Consider the following 19,416-nt stretch of genomic DNA (forward strand, 5'->3'; position numbering starts at 1 on the left):
CTATGAGCCAGATGTTATCCACCGTCAGCGAGCAGCTCCTGGCCCCGGGCGGACTGACCCTGGACAGCCTGCAGGCTGTGCTGGGTGAGTTGGCAGGGCCCGGCATCGACGCTGCCGACCTGTATTTCCAGGGGCAGATCTCGGAAACCTGGGCACTGGAAGACGGTATCGTCAAGGAAGGCAGTTTCAACCTCGACCAAGGTGTCGGCGTGCGTGCGTTGTCCGGCGAGAAGACCGGCTTCGCCTACAGCAACGCGATCAATCTTGAAGCCTTGACGTCGGCGGCGCGCGCCGCCCGCTCGATTTCCCGCGCTGGCCAGAACGGTAAGGTGCAGGCCTTCAGCAGTCAGGATGTGACCGCCCTGTATGCACCGAACAACCCACTCGATGTCCTGAGTCGGGCCGAGAAAGTCGAACTGCTCAAGCGCGTCGATGCCGCCACCCGTGCCCTCGATCCACGCATTCAGCAGGTCAGCGTGAGCATGGCGGGTGTGTGGGAGCGCATCCTGGTGGCGGCGGCCGATGGCAGCCTGGCCGCGGATGTGCGGCCACTGGTGCGTTTCAACGTCAGCGTCATCGTCGAACACAACGGTCGCCGCGAGCGGGGCGGCCAAGGCGGGGGCGGGCGTACCGACTACCGCTACTTCACCGAAGAGCGGGTGATGGGCTATGCCCGCGAGGCGCTGCGCCAGGCGCTGGTCAACCTCGAGGCGCAGCCCGCGCCGGCCGGCACGTTGCCGGTGGTGCTCGGTCCCGGTTGGTCGGGCGTACTGCTGCATGAAGCGGTCGGCCACGGCCTGGAAGGTGACTTCAACCGCAAGGGCAGCTCCGCCTACAGCGGCCGGATCGGTGAGGCGGTGGCGTCGAAGCTGTGCACCATCGTCGATGACGGCACGCTGGAAGGCCGTCGCGGTTCGCTGAGCGTCGATGACGAAGGCACCCCGACCGAATGCACCACCCTGATCGAGAACGGCATCCTCAAAGGCTACATGCAGGACAAGCTCAATGCCCGCCTGATGGGCATGGCGGTTACCGGCAATGGTCGGCGCGAATCCTACGCGCACCTGCCGATGCCGCGCATGACCAACACCTACATGCGTGCCGGCGAGAGCGACCCGCAGGAGATCATCGCCTCGGTGAAGAAGGGCATCTACTGCGCCAACCTCGGCGGTGGTCAGGTGGACATCACCAGTGGCAAGTTCGTGTTCTCCACCAGCGAGGCGTACCTGATCGAAGACGGCAAGATCACCGCGCCGGTCAAGGGCGCGACCCTGATCGGCAATGGTCCTGAGGCGATGAGTCGGGTGTCGATGGTCGGTAACGACCTGGCCCTGGACAGCGGCGTCGGGACTTGTGGCAAGGATGGGCAGTCGGTGCCGGTTGGCGTTGGCCAGCCGACCCTGAAGCTGGACGCGATCACCGTGGGCGGTACCGGGGCCTGATGGCACGCGCTGCCTGCAGGAGCGGCCTCGTGTCGCGACGCGAGGCCGCTCCTGCAGGCGGTCAGTGGCAGGGCTCAGCGCAGGCCGCGCTGGAGCTCGTCGAGGTCGCGGATGTACTTGAACACCTTGCGCGCAGCGGCTGGCGGTTTGTTCCGCGCCTTTTCGTGCTGGGCATGGCGGATCAGCGAGCGCAGTTGCTGGCGATCGGTATCGGGGAACTCCTGGACGAAGCGCTCGAGGTCTTCGTCGTTGCCGTCGATCAACCGGTCGCGCCAGCGCTCGAGGCCGTGGAAACGTTCGTTGTACTGGCGCGTGGAGCTGTCTATCTGCTCGAGCAGCGCATGGATGGCATCCAGGTCCTGTACGCGCATCAGCTTGCCGACGAACGACATGTGGCGTTTGCGGGCACCGTGGGCAGTGTGTTTGGACGCTTCCTCCAGTGCTTTGCGCAACTCGTCGGTGAGTGGCAGGCGCGCGAGGATATCGGGCTTGAGCGTGGTGAGGCGCTCGCCGAGTTCGACCAGCGCATGCAGCTCGCGCTTGATCTGGGTCTTGCTTTTTTCGCCGTCGAAGGCGTCGTCGTATGAATCAACCATGGTGGCAGTCCGCAGGAAATCGCCGCCATGATAACCAGTCGGGGGCCGCTTTGTCCGGCCCGGTCGAAGAATGGCCCTCGCCGAACGCAGAATTTGAGTGGAGAAAACCATGAGTGCAGTCCAGAGCATAGGTCCGAAGGACCTGCCAGCGTTGCAGGAACAGGTCGAGGCGATCGTTGCCGAAGCACGCCGCCAGGGCGCCAGTGCCTGCGAGGTGGCGGTTTCGCTGGAGCAGGGCCTGTCCACCAGCGTGCGCCAGCGCGAGGTCGAGACGGTCGAGTTCAACCGTGACCAGGGCTTTGGCATCACCCTCTACGTGGGCCAGCGCAAGGGGTCGGCCAGTACGTCGGCGAGCGGTCCCGAGGCCATTCGCGAAACGGTGGCTGCTGCACTGGCAATCGCCAAGCACACTTCCGAGGATGAGTGTTCGGGCCTGGCTGACGCGGCGCTGATGGCGCGCGAAATGCCTGACCTCGACCTCTACCACGACTGGGACATCGAGCCCGAGCGTGCCATCGAGATGGCCCTGGAGTGCGAAGCGGCCGCCTTCGATGCCGACAAGCGCATCCTCAATGCCGACGGCACCACCCTCAACACGCACCAAGGGGTGCGGGTGTATGGCAACAGCCATGGCTTCATCGGCGGCTACGCCTCGACCCGCCACAGCCTGAGCTGTGTGATGATCGCCGAAGGCGAAGGGCAGATGCAGCGCGACTACTGGTATGACGTCAATCGCCAGGGCCAATTGCTGGCCGACCCGCGCAGTATCGGCCAGCGCGCTGCACAGCGTGCCGCCAGCCGTCTTGGCGCACGTCCAGTGCCGACCTGCGAGGTGCCGGTGCTGTTCGCTGCGGAGCTGGCCGGCGGGTTGTTCGGCAGCTTCCTGTCGGCAATCTCCGGCGGCAACCTGTACCGCAAGTCGTCGTTCCTCGAAGGCACCCTGGGCCAGCGTCTGTTCCCGACTTGGCTGACCCTCGACGAGCGTCCGCACATTCCGCGCGCGCTGGGCAGTGCCGCGTTCGACGGCGATGGCCTGGCCACCTATGCCAAGCCGTTCATCGACAAGGGCGAACTGGTGTCCTACATCCTCGGCACCTATGCCGGTCGCAAGCTCAAGCTGCCAAGCACCGCCAACGCTGGCGGCGTGCATAACCTGTTCGTCACCCATGGCGTCGAAGACCAGGCCGCACTGATCCGTCGCATGGGGCGCGGCCTGCTGGTGACCGAGCTGATGGGGCATGGCCTGAACATGGTCACGGGTGACTACTCCCGTGGCGCTGCGGGTTTCTGGGTGGAGAACGGTGAAATCCAGTTCCCTGTTCAGGAAGTGACCATCGCCGGCAATATGAAGGACATGTTCCAGCAGATTGTCGCGATTGGCAGCGATATTGAAACGCGCAGCAATATTCACAGCGGTTCGGTGCTGATCGAACGGATGACCGTCGCCGGTAGCTGACGGTGCACGTCTGACCTACGCGTTACGACAAACCCGGCCATCGCGCCGGGTTTTTTGTTTGTGGTCTCGCTATTGAAGTGATTCTATTTATCAATTAATAATGAATATCATTATCCAGTAACCCTCGGCGATGATGTTCATGAAAACCGTCCTCCACGAATTGCCCTACCTGGAAAACTGGCGCTGGTTGAGTCGGCGCATCCGCTGCGCCCTCGAGCCGGACGAGCCACGGCTGATCGAACATTACCTGGCCGAGGGGCGCTATCTGGTCTGTTGCACCCAGACCTCGCCCTGGACCGTGGCGCTGATCTCCTTCCGCCTGCTGCTGGATACCGCCTGCGACCGCATGTTGCCTTGGCATTGGCGCTGCCAGTGCCTGGATCAGGCCTGGCGCCCGCTGCTTGACCTGCGCAACCTCGACCGTTGCGAGCAGAACGAGCGCTGGCAGCCCTATGCGATGCAACTGGCCAGTTGCGTGTTGCTGCCTTCGATTTCCCCCGATGAACTGATGCAAGGATCCGATGATGAGTAATACCCGTATCGAGCGTGACAGCATGGGCGAACTGCAGGTGCCGGCCCAGGCCCTGTATGGTGCCCAGACGCAGCGCGCGGTCGACAACTTCCCGGTCAGCGGCCAGCGCATGCCGCTGCAGTTCATCCGGGCACTGCTGTTGGCCAAGGCCGCAGCAGCCAAGGCCAACATCGCGCTGGGGCAACTGAGCGCGGAGCAGGGCGGTGCCATCGTCAAGGCGGTCGAGCAACTGCTGGCCGAGGACTTCATCCAGCATTTCCCGGTGGACGTGTTCCAGACCGGTTCCGGCACCAGTTCCAACATGAACGCCAACGAGGTGATCGCCACCTTGGCCAGCCGGGTGCTGGGTGACAAGGTCAACGCCAACGACCATGTCAATTGCGGTCAGAGCAGCAACGACATCATTCCGACCACCATTCACGTCAGCGCAGCGCTGGCCTTGCACGAGCAACTGCTGCCGGCGCTGGGGCATCTGGTCCAGGTGATCGAGGCCAAGGCTGTCGAGGTTCACCGTTACGTCAAGACCGGCCGCACCCACCTGATGGATGCCATGCCAGTGCGCATGAGCCAGGTGCTGGGGGGCTGGGCGGCACAGATCAAGGGCGCCCAAGCGCATCTGGAAGCCACCTTGCCCGCCCTGCAGGCGCTGGCCCAGGGCGGTACAGCGGTCGGCACTGGCATCAATGCCCACCCGCAGTTCGCCGTGGGCTTTGCCCGTGAACTGAGCGACTTGACCCGCATTCCGTTCACCCCTGGCGAAAACCTGTTCGCCTTGATCGGCTCCCAGGACATGGCCGTGGCGTTGTCCGGCCAGCTCAAGACCACCGCTGTCGCGCTGATGAAGATCGCCAACGACCTGCGCTGGATGAACTCCGGCCCTCTGGCCGGGCTTGGCGAAATCGAGCTCGAGGGGCTGCAGCCGGGCTCTTCGATCATGCCGGGCAAGGTCAACCCGGTGATCCCCGAAGCCACCGCGATGGTTGCCGCGCAGGTCATCGGCAACGACGCGACCATCGCCGTTGCCGGCCAGTCGGGCAACTTCGAACTCAATGTCATGCTGCCGGTGATCGCTCGCAACCTGCTGGAGAGCATCGAGCTGATGGCCAACGCCAGCCGCCTGCTGGCAGACAAGGCTATTGCCAGCTTCAAGGTCAATGAGCCGAAGCTCAAGGAGGCGCTGTCGCGCAACCCGATCCTGGTCACGGCACTGAACCCGATCATCGGCTACCTCAAGGCCGCCGAGATTGCCAAGACCGCCTACAAGCAAGGTCGCCCTATCGTGGAAGTGGCGCTGGAGCATACCGACCTGTCGCGTGACCAGCTCGAGGCCCTGCTGGACCCGGAAAAACTCACCGCTGGCGGTATCTGATCCACGGTCCTCGCCCAGGAGACACGTCATGCAGCATTGGAAACGCACCACGGAAACCGCCAATCGCCTGTTCGAACAAGGTGAGCTGGTAGACGCCCGGGAACACTACCTGCAAGCCCTGGCCCTGGCCCAGGTGCTGTTCGAGCGCTGGCATGACGTCGACGAGGCGGTGGCGGCCTTCGTCATTGCCCATCACAACCTGGCTGACCTGCACCTGCGCCTGAACCAGCCCCACGAGAGCGCCGATTACCTGTGTGCGGCCCACCAGCGGCTGCTCCAGGCCAGTCAGGAGCCGCGCCTGCCCGAGGCGCTGCGTGATGCCGCGTTGCGCCACAGCGGGCGCACCTACACCGAGCTGTTGAGCTTTATCGCCGAATACGGCCAGTACCCACGCACCGAGCGCCTGCTCAATCGCCATGTGCCTGAAGCGAGCGAACTGTCTGCCCGGCCGGATGCCACTCACCGTTCACCTGCATACGGAATTCACTGACATGCCCCACACCTTGCCTGCTCTGCCTTACGCCTACGATGCGCTGGAGCCGCACATCGATACCCAGACCATGCAGATTCACCACAGCAAGCACCACCAGACCTATGTGAACAACCTCAACGCCGCCATCGAAGGGACCGAGTGGGCCGAATGGCCGGTCGAAAAATTGGTCGGCGCGGTCAAGCAGCTGCCCGAAAAGCTGCAGGGAGCGGTAATCAACCAGGGCGGCGGCCATGCCAACCATGCGTTGTTCTGGACCGTGATGTCGCCCAAGGGCGGTGGCCACCCCCAGGGTCAGGTGGCCCAGGCCATCGATACGCAGCTCGGTGGCTTCGAGGCGTTCAAGGACGCATTCACCAAGGCTGCGCTGACCCGTTTCGGCAGCGGTTGGGCCTGGCTCAGCGTCACCCCGGCCAAGACGCTGGTGGTGGAGAGCAGCGGCAACCAGGACAGTCCGCTGATGCACGGCAACACACCGATCCTGGGGTTGGACGTGTGGGAGCACGCCTACTACCTGAAGTACCAGAACCGTCGTCCCGAATATATCGGTGCCTTCTACAACGTCGTCGACTGGACGGAAGTGGAACGTCGCTACCTTGAAGCCCTGAAGTGAGTCGATCTGCCATGCGCTCCGAGGTGATGTCTGTCAGCAGTGTGCGCCTGTTCCGACTGGCGCTTGGGACTTTGCTGTTGCTGGTCGGCACGGCGCTGTTGGTGGCGCGGGGCATCGCCTGGCTGGACCTGGAACCGCGCATGTTACGTGCGCTCGAAGGCGGCGCACTGTGCGCGCTGGGCACGGCGTTGGGCGCGGTACCGGTGCTGGTGATCCGCAACATGCCGGTAGCGGTGGCTGACACCTTGCTTGGCTTCGGCGCCGGGGTGATGCTGGCGGCCACCGCGTTCTCCCTGATCATCCCGGGTCTTGATGCGGCGCAGTCCATCGGCTTCAGCCCTTGGGGCGCCGGTGGTCTGGTCAGTGCCGGGTTGTTGCTCGGGGCGCTGTGCCTGTTCCTGGTCGACTTGCGAATCTCCGGGGTTTCGCCGGAATCCATGGTCGGGCAGGGCAATCAGCCGGTGATCGCTGCGCGTATCTGGCTGTTCGTGGCCGCGATCATTGCGCACAACATCCCGGAAGGTATGGCCATTGGTGTTTCAGCGGGGGGCGGCATGCCGGACGCTGACAGCCTGGCCATGGGCATTGCCCTGCAGGATGTGCCTGAAGGGCTGGTGATTGCGTTGGTGTTGGCGGGGGCAGGGATGTCGCGGTTCAAGGCCTTCCTGATCGGTGCAGCATCCGGGCTGGTGGAGCCGGTGGCGGCGGTGATCTGTGCCTGGCTGGTGAATGTCGCCGAACTGCTGCTACCGCTGGGGCTTGCGTGTGCGGCGGGAGCGATGTTGCTGGTGGTGACCCAGGAAATCATTCCCGAGTCGCGCAGCAATGGCAATCACCGCCTGGCAAGCCTGGGGCTATGCATCGGATTCTGCCTGATGATGGTGATGGACACCGCGATGTCCTGAGGCTGCCGGGCGAGAGACGGGGCGAGGGCTTACTCGCCTTCGTCGAAATAATTGTTGATCAACGCCACCAGTGCATCCAGTGCGTCGTTGTCCTGCTCACCCTCGGTATGCAGGTGCACCTGGGTGCCTTTACCTGCGGCCAGCATCATCACTGCCATGATGCTCTTGCCGTCCACCAGCTTGTCGGGGGCGCGCCCGACTCGAACCTGGCAGGGAAACTTCCCGGCCACGCCGACGAACTTGGCTGCCGCCCGGGCGTGCAGGCCCAGCTTGTTGATGATGGTGATTTCGCGGGCGGGCATCGTGGGGTGGATCCTGTGGGTTAGAGGTCGCGGTGACGGACCTGGACGTTTTTCAGGGTTTGCTGCAGCAGTTGTCCGAGGCGCTCGGTGATATAGACAGAGCGGTGGTGTCCGCCGGTGCAGCCGATGGCGATGGTGACATAGGCGCGGTTGCTGGCGGCAAAGCGCGGTAGCCATTTAAGCAGATAGCTGGAGATGTCCTGGAACATTTCCTCGACGTCCGGTTGTGCTGCCAGGTACTCGATCACCGGAGCTTCAAGGCCCGAGTGCTCGCGCAGCTCGGGTTTCCAGTAAGGGTTTGGCAGGCAGCGCACGTCGAACACCAAGTCGGCGTCCACCGGCATGCCGCGCTTGAAACCGAAGGATTCGACGAGAAAAGCGGTGCCGGGCTCAGGCTGGTTAAGCAGACGCAGCTTGATCGAGTCACGCAGTTGGTGAAGATTGAGGCTGGTGGTATCGATCTTGAGGTCGGCAAGGTCGGCGATGGGGCCGAGCAGCTCACTTTCGACGCGGATGGCTTCGGCGAGCGAACGGTCCGCGTTGGTCAGGGGGTGGCGACGGCGGGTTTCGGAGAACCGCTTGAGCAGCGTGTCTTCGTCGGCGTCCAGGTACAGCACGTCACACTGGATGTGACGGGCGCGCGCTTCCTCGAGCAATTCGGGGAAGCGCGACAGATGGCTGGGTAGATTGCGCGCATCGATGGACACGGCGACCTTGGGTTGCATCAGTTCGGTGTTGATCAGCGCGTTTTCCGCCAGCTGCGGCAGCAACCCGGCGGGCAGGTTGTCGATGCAGTAGTAGCCGTTGTCTTCCAGCACATCGAGCGCGGTGCTCTTGCCGGAGCCGGACCGGCCGCTGACGATGATCAGGCGCATGTTCAGTGCTCGTTCTGTGCGTCCAGGACTACCTGGTAGAGGGCTTCGCTGCTGTCGGCGGCACGCAGGCGATCACGGACTTCCTTGCGATCGAGCATGCTGGCGATCTGGCGCAGCAGTTCGAGGTGGGCATCGGTGGCCGCTTCCGGGACCAGCAGCACGAACAGCAGGTCCACGGGGGCGCCGTCGATGGCGTCGTAGTCGATGGGTGCGTCCAGGTGCAGCAGGGCGCTGACGGGGGCGGTACAACCTTCCAGACGGCAGTGGGGAATGGCGATGCCATTACCGAAGCCGGTGGAGCCCAGTTTTTCGCGAGCGATGAGCTTTTCGAAGACGTCTTGCATCGCAAGCTCAGGTACTTGCTCGGCAATCAGGGTGGCGACCTTTTCCAGGGCGCGCTTCTTGCTGCCGCCCGGCACGTTCACGAGGGAACGGCCGGGGGTCAGGATGGTTTCAAGTCGGATCATGGATGAGGGGGATCAGCGGGCAGCCGCACCTTGCAGCAGGCTTTGCTGTTTTTCCTTGTGTTTTTTCAGTTGGCGGTCGAGCTTGTCAGCCAATGCGTCGATCGCGGCATACATGTCTTGGTGTTCAGCGTTGGCGACCACTTCGCCGCCGGGAATCTGGAGTGTTGCTTCAACCTTCTGCTGCAGCTTCTCGACCTTCATGATCACCGTTGCATTGGTGATCTTGTCGAAATGCCCTTCCACGCGGGCGAGCTTCTCGAGCACGTATTCGCGCAGTGGTTGGGTGACTTCTACATGCTGGCCACTGATGTTGACTTGCATACAGCTTCTCCTTTGTTGCCCGTGCATAAAGAGGCAGGTATTGCACCTGCCACTGAAACGCTGTGGCACATCCCGGGGCTACATCAATCGCTTGCGCTCGCTCGATGGGGCAATCCCCAGCGATTCGCGGTACTTGGCGACGGTGCGGCGGGCTACCTGGATGCCTTGTGCCTCCAGTAAACCAGCGATCTTGCTGTCACTCAATGGCTTTTTCTGATTTTCCGCGGCCACCAGTTTCTTGATGATCGCGCGGATCGCCGTAGACGAGCATTCGCCGCCTTCGGCGGTGCTCACATGGCTCGAGAAAAAGTATTTCAATTCGTAGATGCCACGGGGAGTGTGCATGTACTTCTGCGTGGTGACCCGCGAAATGGTCGACTCGTGCATGCCCACCGCCTCGGCGATGTCATGCAGCACCAGGGGCTTCATGGCTTCATCGCCGTGGTCGAGGAAACCACGCTGGTGTTCGACGATCTGGGTCGCCACTTTCATCAGTGTCTCGTTGCGGCTTTGCAGGCTCTTGATGAACCAGCGCGCTTCCTGCAACTGGTTGCGCATGAAGGTGTTGTCCGCGCTGGTGTCGGCACGGCGGACGAAGCCTGCATACTGCGGATTGACCCGCAGGCGCGGCACCGCTTCCTGGTTCAGTTCGACCAGCCAGCGGTCGCTGTCCTTGCGCACGATGACGTCTGGAATCACGTACTCCGGCTCGCTCGATTCGATCTGCGAGCCCGGGCGCGGATTGAGGCTTTGCACCAGCTCGATGACCTGGCGCAGCTCGTCTTCCTTGAGCTTCATGCGACGCATGAGCTGGCTGTAGTCGCGGCTGCCGAGCAGGTCGATGTAGTCGGTGACCAGGCGCTGGGCCTCGGCCATCCACGGCACGCTCGCCGGCAGTTGGCGCAGTTGCAGCAGCAGGCATTCGCCCAGGTTGCGGGCGCCGACGCCGGCCGGCTCGAACTGCTGGATGCGGTGCAGCACGGCTTCGACTTCATCCAGCTCGATGTCCAGCTCCGGGTCGAATCCGGCGCAGATTTCCTCGAGGCTGTCTTCCAGATAGCCCTGATCGTTGATGCTGTCGATGAGAGTGACAGCGATCAGGCGGTCGGTGTCGGACATCGGTGCCAGGTTGAGCTGCCACAGCAGATGGCTCTGCAAGCTTTCGCCGGCCGAGGTGCGCGTGGTGAAGTCCCACTCGTCGTCATCGTTGCTGGGCAGGCTGCTGGCGCTGGTCTGGTAGATGTCTTCCCAGGCCGTGTCGACCGGCAATTCGTTGGGGATGCGCTCGTTCCACTCGCCCTCTTCGAGGTTTTCCGTGCTGACGGTGGTTTCCTGGAAGCTGTTGTCCTGGGCTTCGGTGGCAGGTTTGCTTTCGCCGTTTTCCGCCATCGGATCGCTGTTGTCGAAGTCGTCGCCGTCTTCCTGACGTTCGAGCATCGGATTGGACTCCAGCGCTTCCTGGATTTCCTGTTGGAGGTCCAGGGTGGAGAGCTGGAGCAGACGGATGGCCTGTTGCAACTGCGGGGTCATCGTCAGTTGCTGGCCCATTTTTAGGACGAGCGATGGTTTCATGGCTGGGGCTTAATACCTTGTTCGCCGGCGCGCATGCGCCATCCACTACAGGGCGCCGGAGCGCCAAATCTTAAGCAAGTTATATGCCTGAAATTGTAGCGTTTGCCTAGAGCACTGTAACACTTAAGCCCGTTTCACCAGGCTTTTCCAATGCTCCAGGCAGGTCCCGGGGATCAGAGACGGAACTCGTGGCCCAGGTAGACTTCCTTGACCAGCTGGTTGGCCAGGATGGTCTCGGCGTCGCCTTCGGCGATCAGTTGACCATCGTTGACGATGTAGGCGGTCTCGCAGATGTCGAGTGTTTCGCGCACGTTGTGGTCGGTGATCAGTACGCCGATGCCCTTGGCCTTCAGATGGTGGATGATCTGTTTGATATCACCCACGGAAATCGGGTCGACGCCAGCGAAGGGTTCGTCCAGCAGGATGAACTTCGGTGCAGTCGCCAGGGCGCGGGCAATTTCGACGCGGCGGCGTTCGCCACCGGACAGGCTCATGCCGAGGTTGTCACGGATGTGGCTGATGTGGAACTCCTGCAGCAGGCTTTCCAACTCCTTGCGCCGTCCATCGCGGTCTAGGTCCTTGCGCGTCTCGAGTATGGCCATGATGTTGTCGGCGACCGACAGCTTGCGGAAGATCGACGCTTCCTGCGGCAGATAGCCGATGCCTGCCTGGGCCCGGCCATGCATGGGCTGGTGGCTGACATCGTGGCTGTCGATGAGCACGCGCCCTTGGTCGGCTTGGACCAGCCCCACGATCATGTAGAAGCAGGTGGTCTTGCCGGCGCCGTTGGGGCCGAGCAGGCCGACGATCTGGCCGCTGTCGATCGACAGGCTGACGTCGCGGACGACCTGGCGGCCCTTGTAGCTCTTGGCCAGGTGCTGGGCTTTGAGGGTTGCCATTTACTCGGCCTTTTTCTTCGGTTGGATCACCATGTCGATACGCTGACGAGGTGCAGTCACGTTGCCACCACGACCGGCGGTCGCCACCTGGGTCTTGGTGTTGTAGACGATTTTCTCGCCTTCGGTGGTGTTGCCTTCGTTCTCGACCTTGGCGCGGTCAGTGAGGATGACGATATCCTTTTGCGCCTGGTACTGGATGGTGACGGCCCAGCCCTTCATCTTGTCGGGCTTGGCGGTGCTCTGCTGCTGCTCGAAGTAGGCCAGGTTGCCCACCGAGGTCACGACGTCGATGTCACCCGAGGCGGCGCGAGTCATGGTGACGGTATTGCCTTTGATCATCATCGAGCCCTGAGTGATGATCACATCGCCCGTGTAGGTGGCAACGCCCTGTTTGTCGTCCAGGTGCGCGTTGTCCGCCTGGATGCGGATCGGCTGGTCACGGTCGTTCGGCAGGGCGAAGGCGCTCGCGCTTCCCAGTGCTGCGCTCAGGCTGAGCAAAAGGGGGAGGGTTTTAACGAGCCTCATACTGTCCTCTTACGTTGGACAGCAGGTCCATCCTGCCGTCTTCCAAATATGCTTTCATTCCTACGCCCGTAGTCGTGCCACCGGCGCCGTCGATTCTAACGGCTTGATCGGTCTGCGCATATTGCTTCTGCGGGAACACGGTCATCCGGCTACTGGTGATCAGGGTGTCGCGTTGTTTTTCGTCGGTGCGGGCGATCCGCACGTTGTCGATCAGTTCGACCTCGGTGCCGTCCGGATTGACCTCGGCGCGCACGCTCTGCACGTGCCATGGGAATGCTGTCCCACGGTAGATGTGCATGTCTGGCGTGGTCACCAGGGTGACTTCGCTGGCTTTCAAGTGTTCGACCTTGTCCGCGGTCATTTCGTATTGCAGCCTGCCGTCGGGCAGGAACTGTACGCTGTGGGCGTTGATCGCATAGTAGTCGATGGCGCTTTCGTCGACCTGTGCCGTGGGCTTGTCGAGGAAGCTCTCAGGGCTGATGTTCCAGTAGCCGATCGCAACCAGCAGCGCAGCGATGGCTGCCAGCAGCACGGCGTTTCGAAGTTTCTTGCTGAGCATGGCGTGGCCTACAGGTAATGGGCGTTGGCAGCGTCCAGGGTGCCCTGGGCCTGCATGATCAGTTCACAGAACTCGCGGGCTGCGCCTTCGCCGCCGCGTGCCTGGGTGACGCTGTGGGCGTGCTCGCGGACGAAGGGCGCCGCGTTGGCCACGGCCATCCCCAGGCCCACCCGGCGGATTACCGGGAGATCGGGGAGGTCGTCGCCCAGGTAGGCGACCTGCTCGTAGCTCAGGCCCAGTTCGGCGAGCAGGCCGTCGAGCACCACCAGCTTGTCCTCGCGCCCCTGGAACAGGTGTGGAATGCCCAGGTTCTTTGCCCGACGCTCGACCACGGGGGTCTTGCGCCCACTGATGATCGCGGTGGTCACGCCCGAGGCCATCAGCATCTTGATGCCGTGGCCATCGAGGGTGTTGAAGGTCTTGAATTCGCTGCCGTCCTCGAGGAAGTACAGGCGGCCGTCGGTCAGCACGCCGTCCACGTCGAAGACGGCCAGCTTGATGGCCTTGGCGCGTTGCATCAGGTCCTGGGTCATTTACATCACTCCGGCGCGCAGCAGGTCGTGCATGTTCAGGGCGCCGGTCGGGCGATCCTGGTTATCGACCACCACCAGTGCGCTGATCTTGTGGTCTTCCATGATCTTCAGGGCTTCGGCCGCGAGCATTTCGGCGCGGGCGGTCTTGCCGTGAACAGTCATGACTTCGTCGATGAGCGTCTTGTGCACGTCGATGTTGCGATCCAGGCTGCGGCGCAGGTCGCCGTCGGTGAAGACGCCGGCCAGGCGGCCGTCGTGCTCCATGACCACGGTCATGCCCAGGCCCTTGCGCGACATCTCCAGCAAGGCGTCCTTGAGCAGCGTGCCGCGCTGTACCTGGGGCAGTTCGTCACCCGCGTGCATGACGTTCTCGACTTTCAACAGCAGGCGACGGCCCAGGGCGCCACCCGGATGGGAGAACGCGAAATCCTCGGCGGTGAAGCCGCGTGCCTCGAGCAGGGCGATGGCCAGGGCATCACCCAGGACCAATGCAGCGGTGGTGGACGAGGTGGGCGCCAGGTTCAGCGGGCAGGCTTCCTGGGCGACACTGGCGTCGAGGTTGACTTCGGCGGCCTGTGCCAGCGGTGAGTCCGGCTTGCCGGTCAGGCTGATCATCTGGATGCCCAGGCGCTTGATCAGCGGCAGCAGCGTGACGATCTCGGCGGTGCTGCCGGAGTTGGACAGGGCGAGGATGACGTCGTCGCGGGTGATCATGCCCATGTCGCCGTGGCTGGCCTCTGCCGGGTGCACGAAGAACGACGGGGTGCCGGTACTGGCGAGGGTGGCGGCGATCTTGTTGCCGATATGGCCGGACTTGCCCATGCCCACCACGACGACCCGACCCTTGCTGGCCAGGATCAGCTCGCAGGCCTTGACGAAATTGTCGTCGATACGGGCCCGCAGGCCTTCTACGGCCTCGAGTTCCAGGCGCAGGGTGCGCTGGGCGGATTGGATCAGCTCGCTGGATTGGCTCATGTCGAAAAAGCAATGCCTGATGAAAAGGCGCCGATTATAGCGGCAATGTGTGAAACGCTCACCTTCGAGTTGTCGTAGGAAGTTGCAAAATAGCTGTACGGTGCCTGAACGACTCGGGGAAATGGCCTTGGGGACAACTTTGCGCGGTGCTATAGTTCGCCGCTATTCGGCCCGCCAGGGATGCGTGTGCCTTCACGATGAAGGCAGGCGTCCATGTAGACGAGGCTGCATTGCAAGGAGTCTAGATGAGTTCGGATAGCGCCTACGCGGTCGAGTTGAAGGGGGTCACCTTCAAACGCGGTTCGCGTAGCATTTTCAGCAATGTCGACATCCGTATACCCCGCGGCAAGGTCACCGGCATCATGGGACCTTCCGGGTGCGGCAAGACAACCCTGCTGCGCCTGATGGGCGCGCAGCTGCGTCCCTCCAGCGGCGAAGTCTGGGTAGGCGGGCAGAACCTGCCGGCCCTGTCGCGCAGCGACCTGTTCGATGCGCGCAAGCAGATGGGGGTGCTGTTCCAGAGCGGTGCGCTGTTCACCGACCTGGATGTCTTCGAGAACGTGGCCTTCCCGCTGCGGGTGCACACCCAGTTGTCCGACGAGATGATTCGCGACATCGTCCTGATGAAGCTGCAGGCCGTGGGCCTGCGCGGTGCCATCGACCTGATGCCGGACGAGCTGTCAGGCGGCATGAAGCGCCGTGTGGCGCTGGCCCGGGCGATCGCGCTGGACCCGCAGATCCTCATGTACGACGAGCCTTTCGTCGGCCAGGACCCGATCGCGATGGGCGTTCTGGTGCGCCTGATCCGTCTGCTCAACGATGCCCTGGGCATCACCAGCATCGTTGTCTCCCACGACCTCGCCGAAACCGCGAGTATCGCCGACTACCTCTATGTGGTGGGTGATGGGCAGGTATTGGGGCAGGGCACGCCTGACGAACTGATGGGGTCGGACAATCCGCGCATCCGCCAGTTCATGAAGGGCGACCCGGATGGTCCGGTGCCATTTCATTTTCCTGCGCCAGACTACCGCGCCGATCTGCTGGGAGCGCGTTGATGCGCAGAAAATCCTTACTCGAACGCATTCGCCTGTTCGGGCGTGCCGCCATCGACGTGCTGGCCGTGCTCGGGCGCTCGTGCCTGTTCCTTTTTCATGCCCTGGCCGGGCGTGGCGGCATCGGTGGCGGCTTCCAGCTGCTGACCAAGCAGCTCTATTCGGTGGGCGTGCTGTCGCTGGCGATCATCGTGGTGTCCGGCGTGTTCATCGGCATGGTGCTGGCCCTGCAAGGCTATAGCATCCTCACCAAGTACGGTTCCGAGCAGGCTGTCGGGCAGATGGTCGCGCTGACGCTGCTTCGCGAGCTGGGCCCTGTCGTCACGGCGCTGCTGTTCGCCGGGCGTGCGGGTTCGGCACTGACCGCCGAGATCGGCAACATGAAGTCCACCGAGCAGCTCTCCAGCCTGGAGATGATCGGTGTCGACCCGCTCAAGTACATCGTTGCCCCACGCCTGTGGGCCGGCTTCATCTCGCTGCCGCTGCTGGCGCTGATCTTCAGCGTGGTCGGTATCTGGGGTGGATCCTGGGTGGCCGTGGACTGGCTGGGGGTCTACGAAGGCTCTTTCTGGGCCAACATGCAGAACAGCGTTTCTTTCAGCGATGACGTGATCAACGGGCTGATCAAGAGCCTGGTGTTTGCCTTCGTCGTCACCTGGATCGCCGTATTCCAGGGGTATGACTGCGAACCCACTTCAGAGGGGATCAGCCGTGCCACCACCAAGACCGTGGTCTATGCCTCGTTGGCAGTCCTGGGTCTGGACTTTATTCTGACCGCCTTGATGTTTGGAGATTTCTGATGCAAAACCGCACCCTGGAAATCGGTGTCGGCCTGTTCCTCCTGGCCGGGATCCTGGCGCTGCTGCTGCTGGCCCTGCGTGTCAGTGGATTGTCGGCCAGCCCGAGCAGCGATACCTATAAAGTTTATGCGTACTTCGACAATATCGCCGGTTTGACTGTCAGAGCTAAAGTGACCATGGCCGGTGTGACCATCGGCAAGGTCACGGCCATCGATCTGGATCGCGACTCCTACACCGGTCGGGTCACCTTGCAGTTGGACAAGTCGGTCGACAACCTGCCGACCGATTCCACTGCCTCGATCCTGACCGCCGGGTTGCTCGGCGAGAAGTACATCGGCATCAGCGTGGGCGGTGAAGAGCAGGTGCTCAAGGATGGCAGCACCATCCACGACACCCAGTCGGCGCTGGTGCTGGAAGATCTGATTGGCAAGTTCCTGCTCAACTCCGTTGGCAAGGAACCGAAAGAAGCCCAACCAGCTAATTGAGGAGTTTCCATGATTTCGATCCTGCGACGTGGCCTGCTGGTCCTGCTGGCGGCCTTCCCCCTGATGGCCCTGGCGGCGCCGGGCCAGTCCCCGCGCGACGTGGTTCAGGGCACCACCACTGAGCTGCTGTCCGACCTCAAGGCGAACAAGGAACAGTACAAGTCCAACCCCGCAGCCTTCTATGATGCGCTCAACCGCATCCTTGGCCCGGTAGTAGACGCTGACGGCATTTCCAGAAGCATCATGACCGTCAAGTACTCGCGCAAGGCCACGCCCGAGCAGATGCAGCGCTTCCAGGAGAATTTCCGCCGCAGTCTGTTCCAGTTCTACGGCAATGCATTGCTGGAATACGACAACCAGGGCATTACCGTCGATCCCGCCAAGCCGGATGATGGCCAGCGTGCCTCGGTGGGCATGAAGGTGTCCGGCAATAATGGTGCCGTGTATCCGGTCCAGTACACCCTGGAAAACATCGGGGGCGAATGGAAGGTGCGCAATGTCATCGTCAACGGCATCAACATCGGCAAGCTGTTCCGCGATCAGTTCGCCGACGCGATGAACCGTAACGGCAACAACCTCGACAAGACCATCGACGGCTGGGCTGGCGAAGTGGCAAAGGCCAAGGAAGCTGCCGACAGCTCTCCCGAGAAGACTGTCAAATGAGTGAAGCCGACATGACTATGGCCGAGCCGGGTGTCCTGCGCCTGGCCGGTGTGCTGGACTACCGCAGCGGGCCGGCACTGCGCAAGCAGGGTAAGGCGCTGATCGCCGCCAGCCGCGAGCAGCGGCTGGTGCTCGACTGCTCGGCCGTGAGCAAGTCCAGCAGCGTGGGGCTGTCGTTGCTGCTGGCGTTCATGCGTGATGCCCAGGCCGCTGGCAAGGCCTGGGAAGTGCGCGGCATGCCTGCAGACATGCGTGAAATCGCCGAGGTCTACGACCTCGATGAAGTACTGGCGGGCTGATGACCCGTCAACAAGGGAAGGCCCCTCGGTCAGCGCGTCCTCGTATGGGCTTCGCAGGCGAGGGGCTTTTTTGTATCATGGCCGACCCGCGCGCACTGGGCGCCGATTGAGGTTGAGCATGCAGGCCGTAGAAGTTAAGAGCTTCCTTGAAGAAAAACTGCCGGGAACCCGGGTTGAAGTTGAAGGCGAAGGCTGCAACTTCCAGTTGAACGTGATCAGCGACGAGCTGGCTGGCCAGAGCCCGGTCAAGCGTCAGCAGGCGATCTATGCTCACCTGAATCCGTGGATCGCCAACGGCAGCATCCATGCGGTAACCATGAAATTTTTCAGCAGCGCAGCCTGGGCTGAGCGCACCTGAGCCAACGTTGGCGGCGAGATTGAAATGGACAAACTGATTATTACTGGCGGCGCGCGCCTCGACGGCGAGATCCGCATTTCCGGCGCGAAGAACGCTGCCCTGCCGATTTTGTCGGCTACGCTTCTGGCCGATGGCCCGGTCACCGTCGGCAACCTGCCGCACCTGCACGATATCACCACCATGATCGAGCTGTTCGGGCGCATGGGCATCGAGCCTGTGATCGACGAGAAGCTGGCGGTGGAGATCGACCCGCGCACCATCAAGACGCTGGTCGCGCCCTACGAGCTGGTCAAGACCATGCGCGCCTCTATCCTGGTGCTCGGCCCGATGGTCGCCCGCTTCGGTGAGGCCGAAGTCGCCCTGCCAGGTGGCTGCGCCATCGGTTCGCGCCCTGTCGACCTGCACATCCGTGGCCTTGAAGCCATGGGCGCGAAGATCGAAGTTGAAGGCGGCTACATCAAGGCCAAGGCCCCTGAAGGTGGCCTGCGTGGCGCGCACTTCTTCTTCGATACGGTCAGCGTGACCGGTACCGAGAACATCATGATGGCCGCTGCGCTCGCCAAGGGCCGCAGCGTGCTGCAGAACGCCGCGCGCGAACCTGAAGTGGTCGATCTGGCCAACTTCCTGATCGCCATGGGTGCGAAGATCCAGGGCGCCGGCACCGACACCATCACCATCGATGGCGTCGAGCGCCTGCACTCGGCCAGCTACCGTGTGATGCCCGACCGTATCGAGACCGGTACCTACCTCGTGGCTGCTGCTGTCACCGGCGGCCGTGTCAAGGTCAAGGACACCGATCCGACCATCCTCGAAGCCGTCCTCGAGAAACTCAAGGAAGCGGGTGCCGACATCACCACCGGTGAAGACTGGATCGAGCTGGACATGCACGGCAAACGGCCCAAAGCCGTGAACCTGCGTACCGCGCCGTATCCGGCATTCCCGACCGACATGCAGGCACAGTTCATCTCCCTCAATGCCATTGCCGAAGGCACTGGCGCTGTGATCGAGACCATCTTCGAAAACCGCTTCATGCACGTGTACGAGATGCACCGCATGGGCGCGCAGATCCAGGTCGAGGGCAACACCGCCATCGTCACTGGGGTCAACATGCTCAAGGGCGCGCCCGTGATGGCGACTGACCTGCGCGCTTCGGCGAGCCTGGTGCTGTCTGCGCTGGTGGCCGAAGGCGATACCCTGATCGATCGCATCTACCACATCGACCGTGGTTACGAGTGCATCGAGGAAAAACTGCAGATGCTGGGCGCGAAGATCCGTCGCGTACCGGGCTAGTCGCGCTATCTGCCTGTGATCGGCACACGGACGTGCCA

Annotated in this window: 25 protein-coding genes; 14 read left to right on the forward strand and 11 right to left on the reverse strand. The window is 62.7% G+C overall.

The annotated features are described in order from the left end of the window. The first annotated feature begins 2 nt into the window (after nt 1-2). Nucleotides 3-1,442, forward strand: a complete 1,440-nt coding sequence (tldD, locus tag HU748_RS20300; RefSeq protein ID WP_186721671.1) for a metalloprotease TldD — start codon at nt 3-5, stop codon at nt 1,440-1,442. A 74-nt stretch (nt 1,443-1,516) separates the two neighbouring features. On the opposite strand, the gene yjgA is transcribed toward tldD, so the two are convergent. Further along, complete coding sequence (gene yjgA, locus HU748_RS20305; protein WP_054894391.1) at nt 1,517-2,038, reverse strand: ribosome biogenesis factor YjgA; 522 nt, start codon at nt 2,036-2,038, stop codon at nt 1,517-1,519. Nucleotides 2,039-2,147: 109 nt separating this feature from the next. Between yjgA and pmbA the strand changes: the two genes are divergently transcribed. From pmbA to HU748_RS20335, 6 genes are all read left to right on the forward strand, one after another. Then, a complete protein-coding gene (gene pmbA, locus HU748_RS20310) occupies nt 2,148-3,494 on the forward strand; it encodes a metalloprotease PmbA (protein WP_125930677.1) in 1,347 nt (448 codons plus the stop codon). A 130-nt stretch (nt 3,495-3,624) separates the two neighbouring features. Then, the gene (locus HU748_RS20315) at nt 3,625-4,026 is read left to right on the forward strand and encodes a FagA protein (RefSeq protein ID WP_186721673.1); all 402 of its coding nucleotides are present in this window, start codon (nt 3,625-3,627) and stop codon (nt 4,024-4,026) included. Beyond that, a complete protein-coding gene (locus HU748_RS20320) occupies nt 4,019-5,395 on the forward strand; it encodes a class II fumarate hydratase (protein WP_186721675.1) in 1,377 nt (458 codons plus the stop codon). Before HU748_RS20315 ends, HU748_RS20320 begins: the two co-directional genes overlap by 8 nt. Nucleotides 5,396-5,423: 28 nt before the next feature. Next, complete coding sequence (locus HU748_RS20325) at nt 5,424-5,885, forward strand: hypothetical protein (protein WP_186721677.1); 462 nt, start codon at nt 5,424-5,426, stop codon at nt 5,883-5,885. A gap of 1 nt (nt 5,886) precedes the next feature. Further along, nucleotides 5,887-6,498, forward strand: coding sequence for a superoxide dismutase (locus HU748_RS20330; protein WP_186721679.1), 612 nt, complete (start codon nt 5,887-5,889; stop codon nt 6,496-6,498). An 11-nt stretch (nt 6,499-6,509) separates the two neighbouring features. Continuing rightward, entirely contained in the window at nt 6,510-7,403 is an 894-nt protein-coding gene (locus HU748_RS20335) for a ZIP family metal transporter (protein ID WP_186711074.1), read from the forward strand. 29 nt (nt 7,404-7,432) lie between these two features. Here HU748_RS20335 and HU748_RS20340 read toward each other — a convergent pair whose 3' ends face one another. The 10 genes from HU748_RS20340 to HU748_RS20385 form a co-directional block, all read right to left on the reverse strand. Further along, a complete protein-coding gene (locus HU748_RS20340) occupies nt 7,433-7,705 on the reverse strand; it encodes an HPr family phosphocarrier protein (RefSeq protein ID WP_054894385.1) in 273 nt (90 codons plus the stop codon). A 20-nt stretch (nt 7,706-7,725) separates the two neighbouring features. Continuing rightward, nucleotides 7,726-8,580 (reverse strand): RNase adapter RapZ, encoded by an 855-nt coding sequence (rapZ, locus tag HU748_RS20345; protein WP_186721681.1) that lies wholly within the window; start codon nt 8,578-8,580, stop codon nt 7,726-7,728. Nucleotides 8,581-8,582: 2 nt separating this feature from the next. Then, nucleotides 8,583-9,047, reverse strand: a complete 465-nt coding sequence (gene ptsN, locus HU748_RS20350; protein ID WP_186667836.1) for a PTS IIA-like nitrogen regulatory protein PtsN — start codon at nt 9,045-9,047, stop codon at nt 8,583-8,585. Between the two features lie 12 nt (nt 9,048-9,059). Further along, nucleotides 9,060-9,368, reverse strand: coding sequence for a ribosome-associated translation inhibitor RaiA (gene raiA, locus HU748_RS20355; protein WP_054894382.1), 309 nt, complete (start codon nt 9,366-9,368; stop codon nt 9,060-9,062). 78 nt (nt 9,369-9,446) lie between these two features. Then, complete coding sequence (locus tag HU748_RS20360; RefSeq protein ID WP_186667837.1) at nt 9,447-10,940, reverse strand: RNA polymerase factor sigma-54; 1,494 nt, start codon at nt 10,938-10,940, stop codon at nt 9,447-9,449. A 173-nt stretch (nt 10,941-11,113) separates the two neighbouring features. Beyond that, nucleotides 11,114-11,839: an LPS export ABC transporter ATP-binding protein gene (gene lptB, locus HU748_RS20365; RefSeq protein ID WP_186667838.1), complete on the reverse strand. Its 726-nt coding sequence runs from the start codon at nt 11,837-11,839 to the stop codon at nt 11,114-11,116. Further along, nucleotides 11,840-12,364 (reverse strand): lipopolysaccharide transport periplasmic protein LptA, encoded by a 525-nt coding sequence (gene lptA, locus HU748_RS20370; protein ID WP_186721683.1) that lies wholly within the window; start codon nt 12,362-12,364, stop codon nt 11,840-11,842. Next, nucleotides 12,351-12,923, reverse strand: a complete 573-nt coding sequence (gene lptC, locus HU748_RS20375; protein WP_186667840.1) for an LPS export ABC transporter periplasmic protein LptC — start codon at nt 12,921-12,923, stop codon at nt 12,351-12,353. The genes lptA and lptC overlap by 14 nt, the downstream gene beginning before the upstream one ends. Before the next feature lie 8 nt (nt 12,924-12,931). Then, entirely contained in the window at nt 12,932-13,456 is a 525-nt protein-coding gene (kdsC, locus tag HU748_RS20380) for a 3-deoxy-manno-octulosonate-8-phosphatase KdsC (protein ID WP_186711068.1), read from the reverse strand. Next, the gene (locus HU748_RS20385; RefSeq protein WP_186721685.1) at nt 13,457-14,431 is read right to left on the reverse strand and encodes a KpsF/GutQ family sugar-phosphate isomerase; all 975 of its coding nucleotides are present in this window, start codon (nt 14,429-14,431) and stop codon (nt 13,457-13,459) included. It lies immediately after the preceding gene. Between the two features lie 245 nt (nt 14,432-14,676). Between HU748_RS20385 and HU748_RS20390 the strand changes: the two genes are divergently transcribed. From HU748_RS20390 to murA, 7 genes are all read left to right on the forward strand, one after another. Further along, entirely contained in the window at nt 14,677-15,486 is an 810-nt protein-coding gene (locus tag HU748_RS20390) for an ATP-binding cassette domain-containing protein (protein WP_186667853.1), read from the forward strand. Further along, a complete protein-coding gene (mlaE, locus tag HU748_RS20395; protein WP_186667856.1) occupies nt 15,486-16,283 on the forward strand; it encodes a lipid asymmetry maintenance ABC transporter permease subunit MlaE in 798 nt (265 codons plus the stop codon). The genes HU748_RS20390 and mlaE overlap by 1 nt, the downstream gene beginning before the upstream one ends. Continuing rightward, nucleotides 16,283-16,768, forward strand: a complete 486-nt coding sequence (gene mlaD, locus HU748_RS20400) for an outer membrane lipid asymmetry maintenance protein MlaD (protein ID WP_186667858.1) — start codon at nt 16,283-16,285, stop codon at nt 16,766-16,768. Before mlaE ends, mlaD begins: the two co-directional genes overlap by 1 nt. A gap of 9 nt (nt 16,769-16,777) precedes the next feature. After that, a complete protein-coding gene (locus HU748_RS20405; RefSeq protein ID WP_186667860.1) occupies nt 16,778-17,431 on the forward strand; it encodes an ABC transporter substrate-binding protein in 654 nt (217 codons plus the stop codon). Continuing rightward, a complete protein-coding gene (locus tag HU748_RS20410) occupies nt 17,428-17,730 on the forward strand; it encodes an STAS domain-containing protein (protein WP_186667862.1) in 303 nt (100 codons plus the stop codon). The genes HU748_RS20405 and HU748_RS20410 overlap by 4 nt, the downstream gene beginning before the upstream one ends. A 118-nt stretch (nt 17,731-17,848) precedes the next feature. Further along, nucleotides 17,849-18,088 (forward strand): BolA family protein, encoded by a 240-nt coding sequence (locus tag HU748_RS20415; RefSeq protein ID WP_028689666.1) that lies wholly within the window; start codon nt 17,849-17,851, stop codon nt 18,086-18,088. Nucleotides 18,089-18,112: 24 nt separating this feature from the next. Next, nucleotides 18,113-19,378 carry a UDP-N-acetylglucosamine 1-carboxyvinyltransferase gene (gene murA / locus HU748_RS20420; RefSeq protein ID WP_186721687.1) on the forward strand — a complete coding sequence of 422 codons (1,266 nt, stop codon included), beginning with the start codon at nt 18,113-18,115 and terminating at the stop codon, nt 19,376-19,378. The last annotated feature ends 38 nt before the right edge of the window (nt 19,379-19,416 follow it).

It is taken from the genome of Pseudomonas sp. RW3S2 (assembly GCF_014268955.1).
GTDB classification, from domain to species: domain Bacteria; phylum Pseudomonadota; class Gammaproteobacteria; order Pseudomonadales; family Pseudomonadaceae; genus Aquipseudomonas; species Aquipseudomonas wayambapalatensis.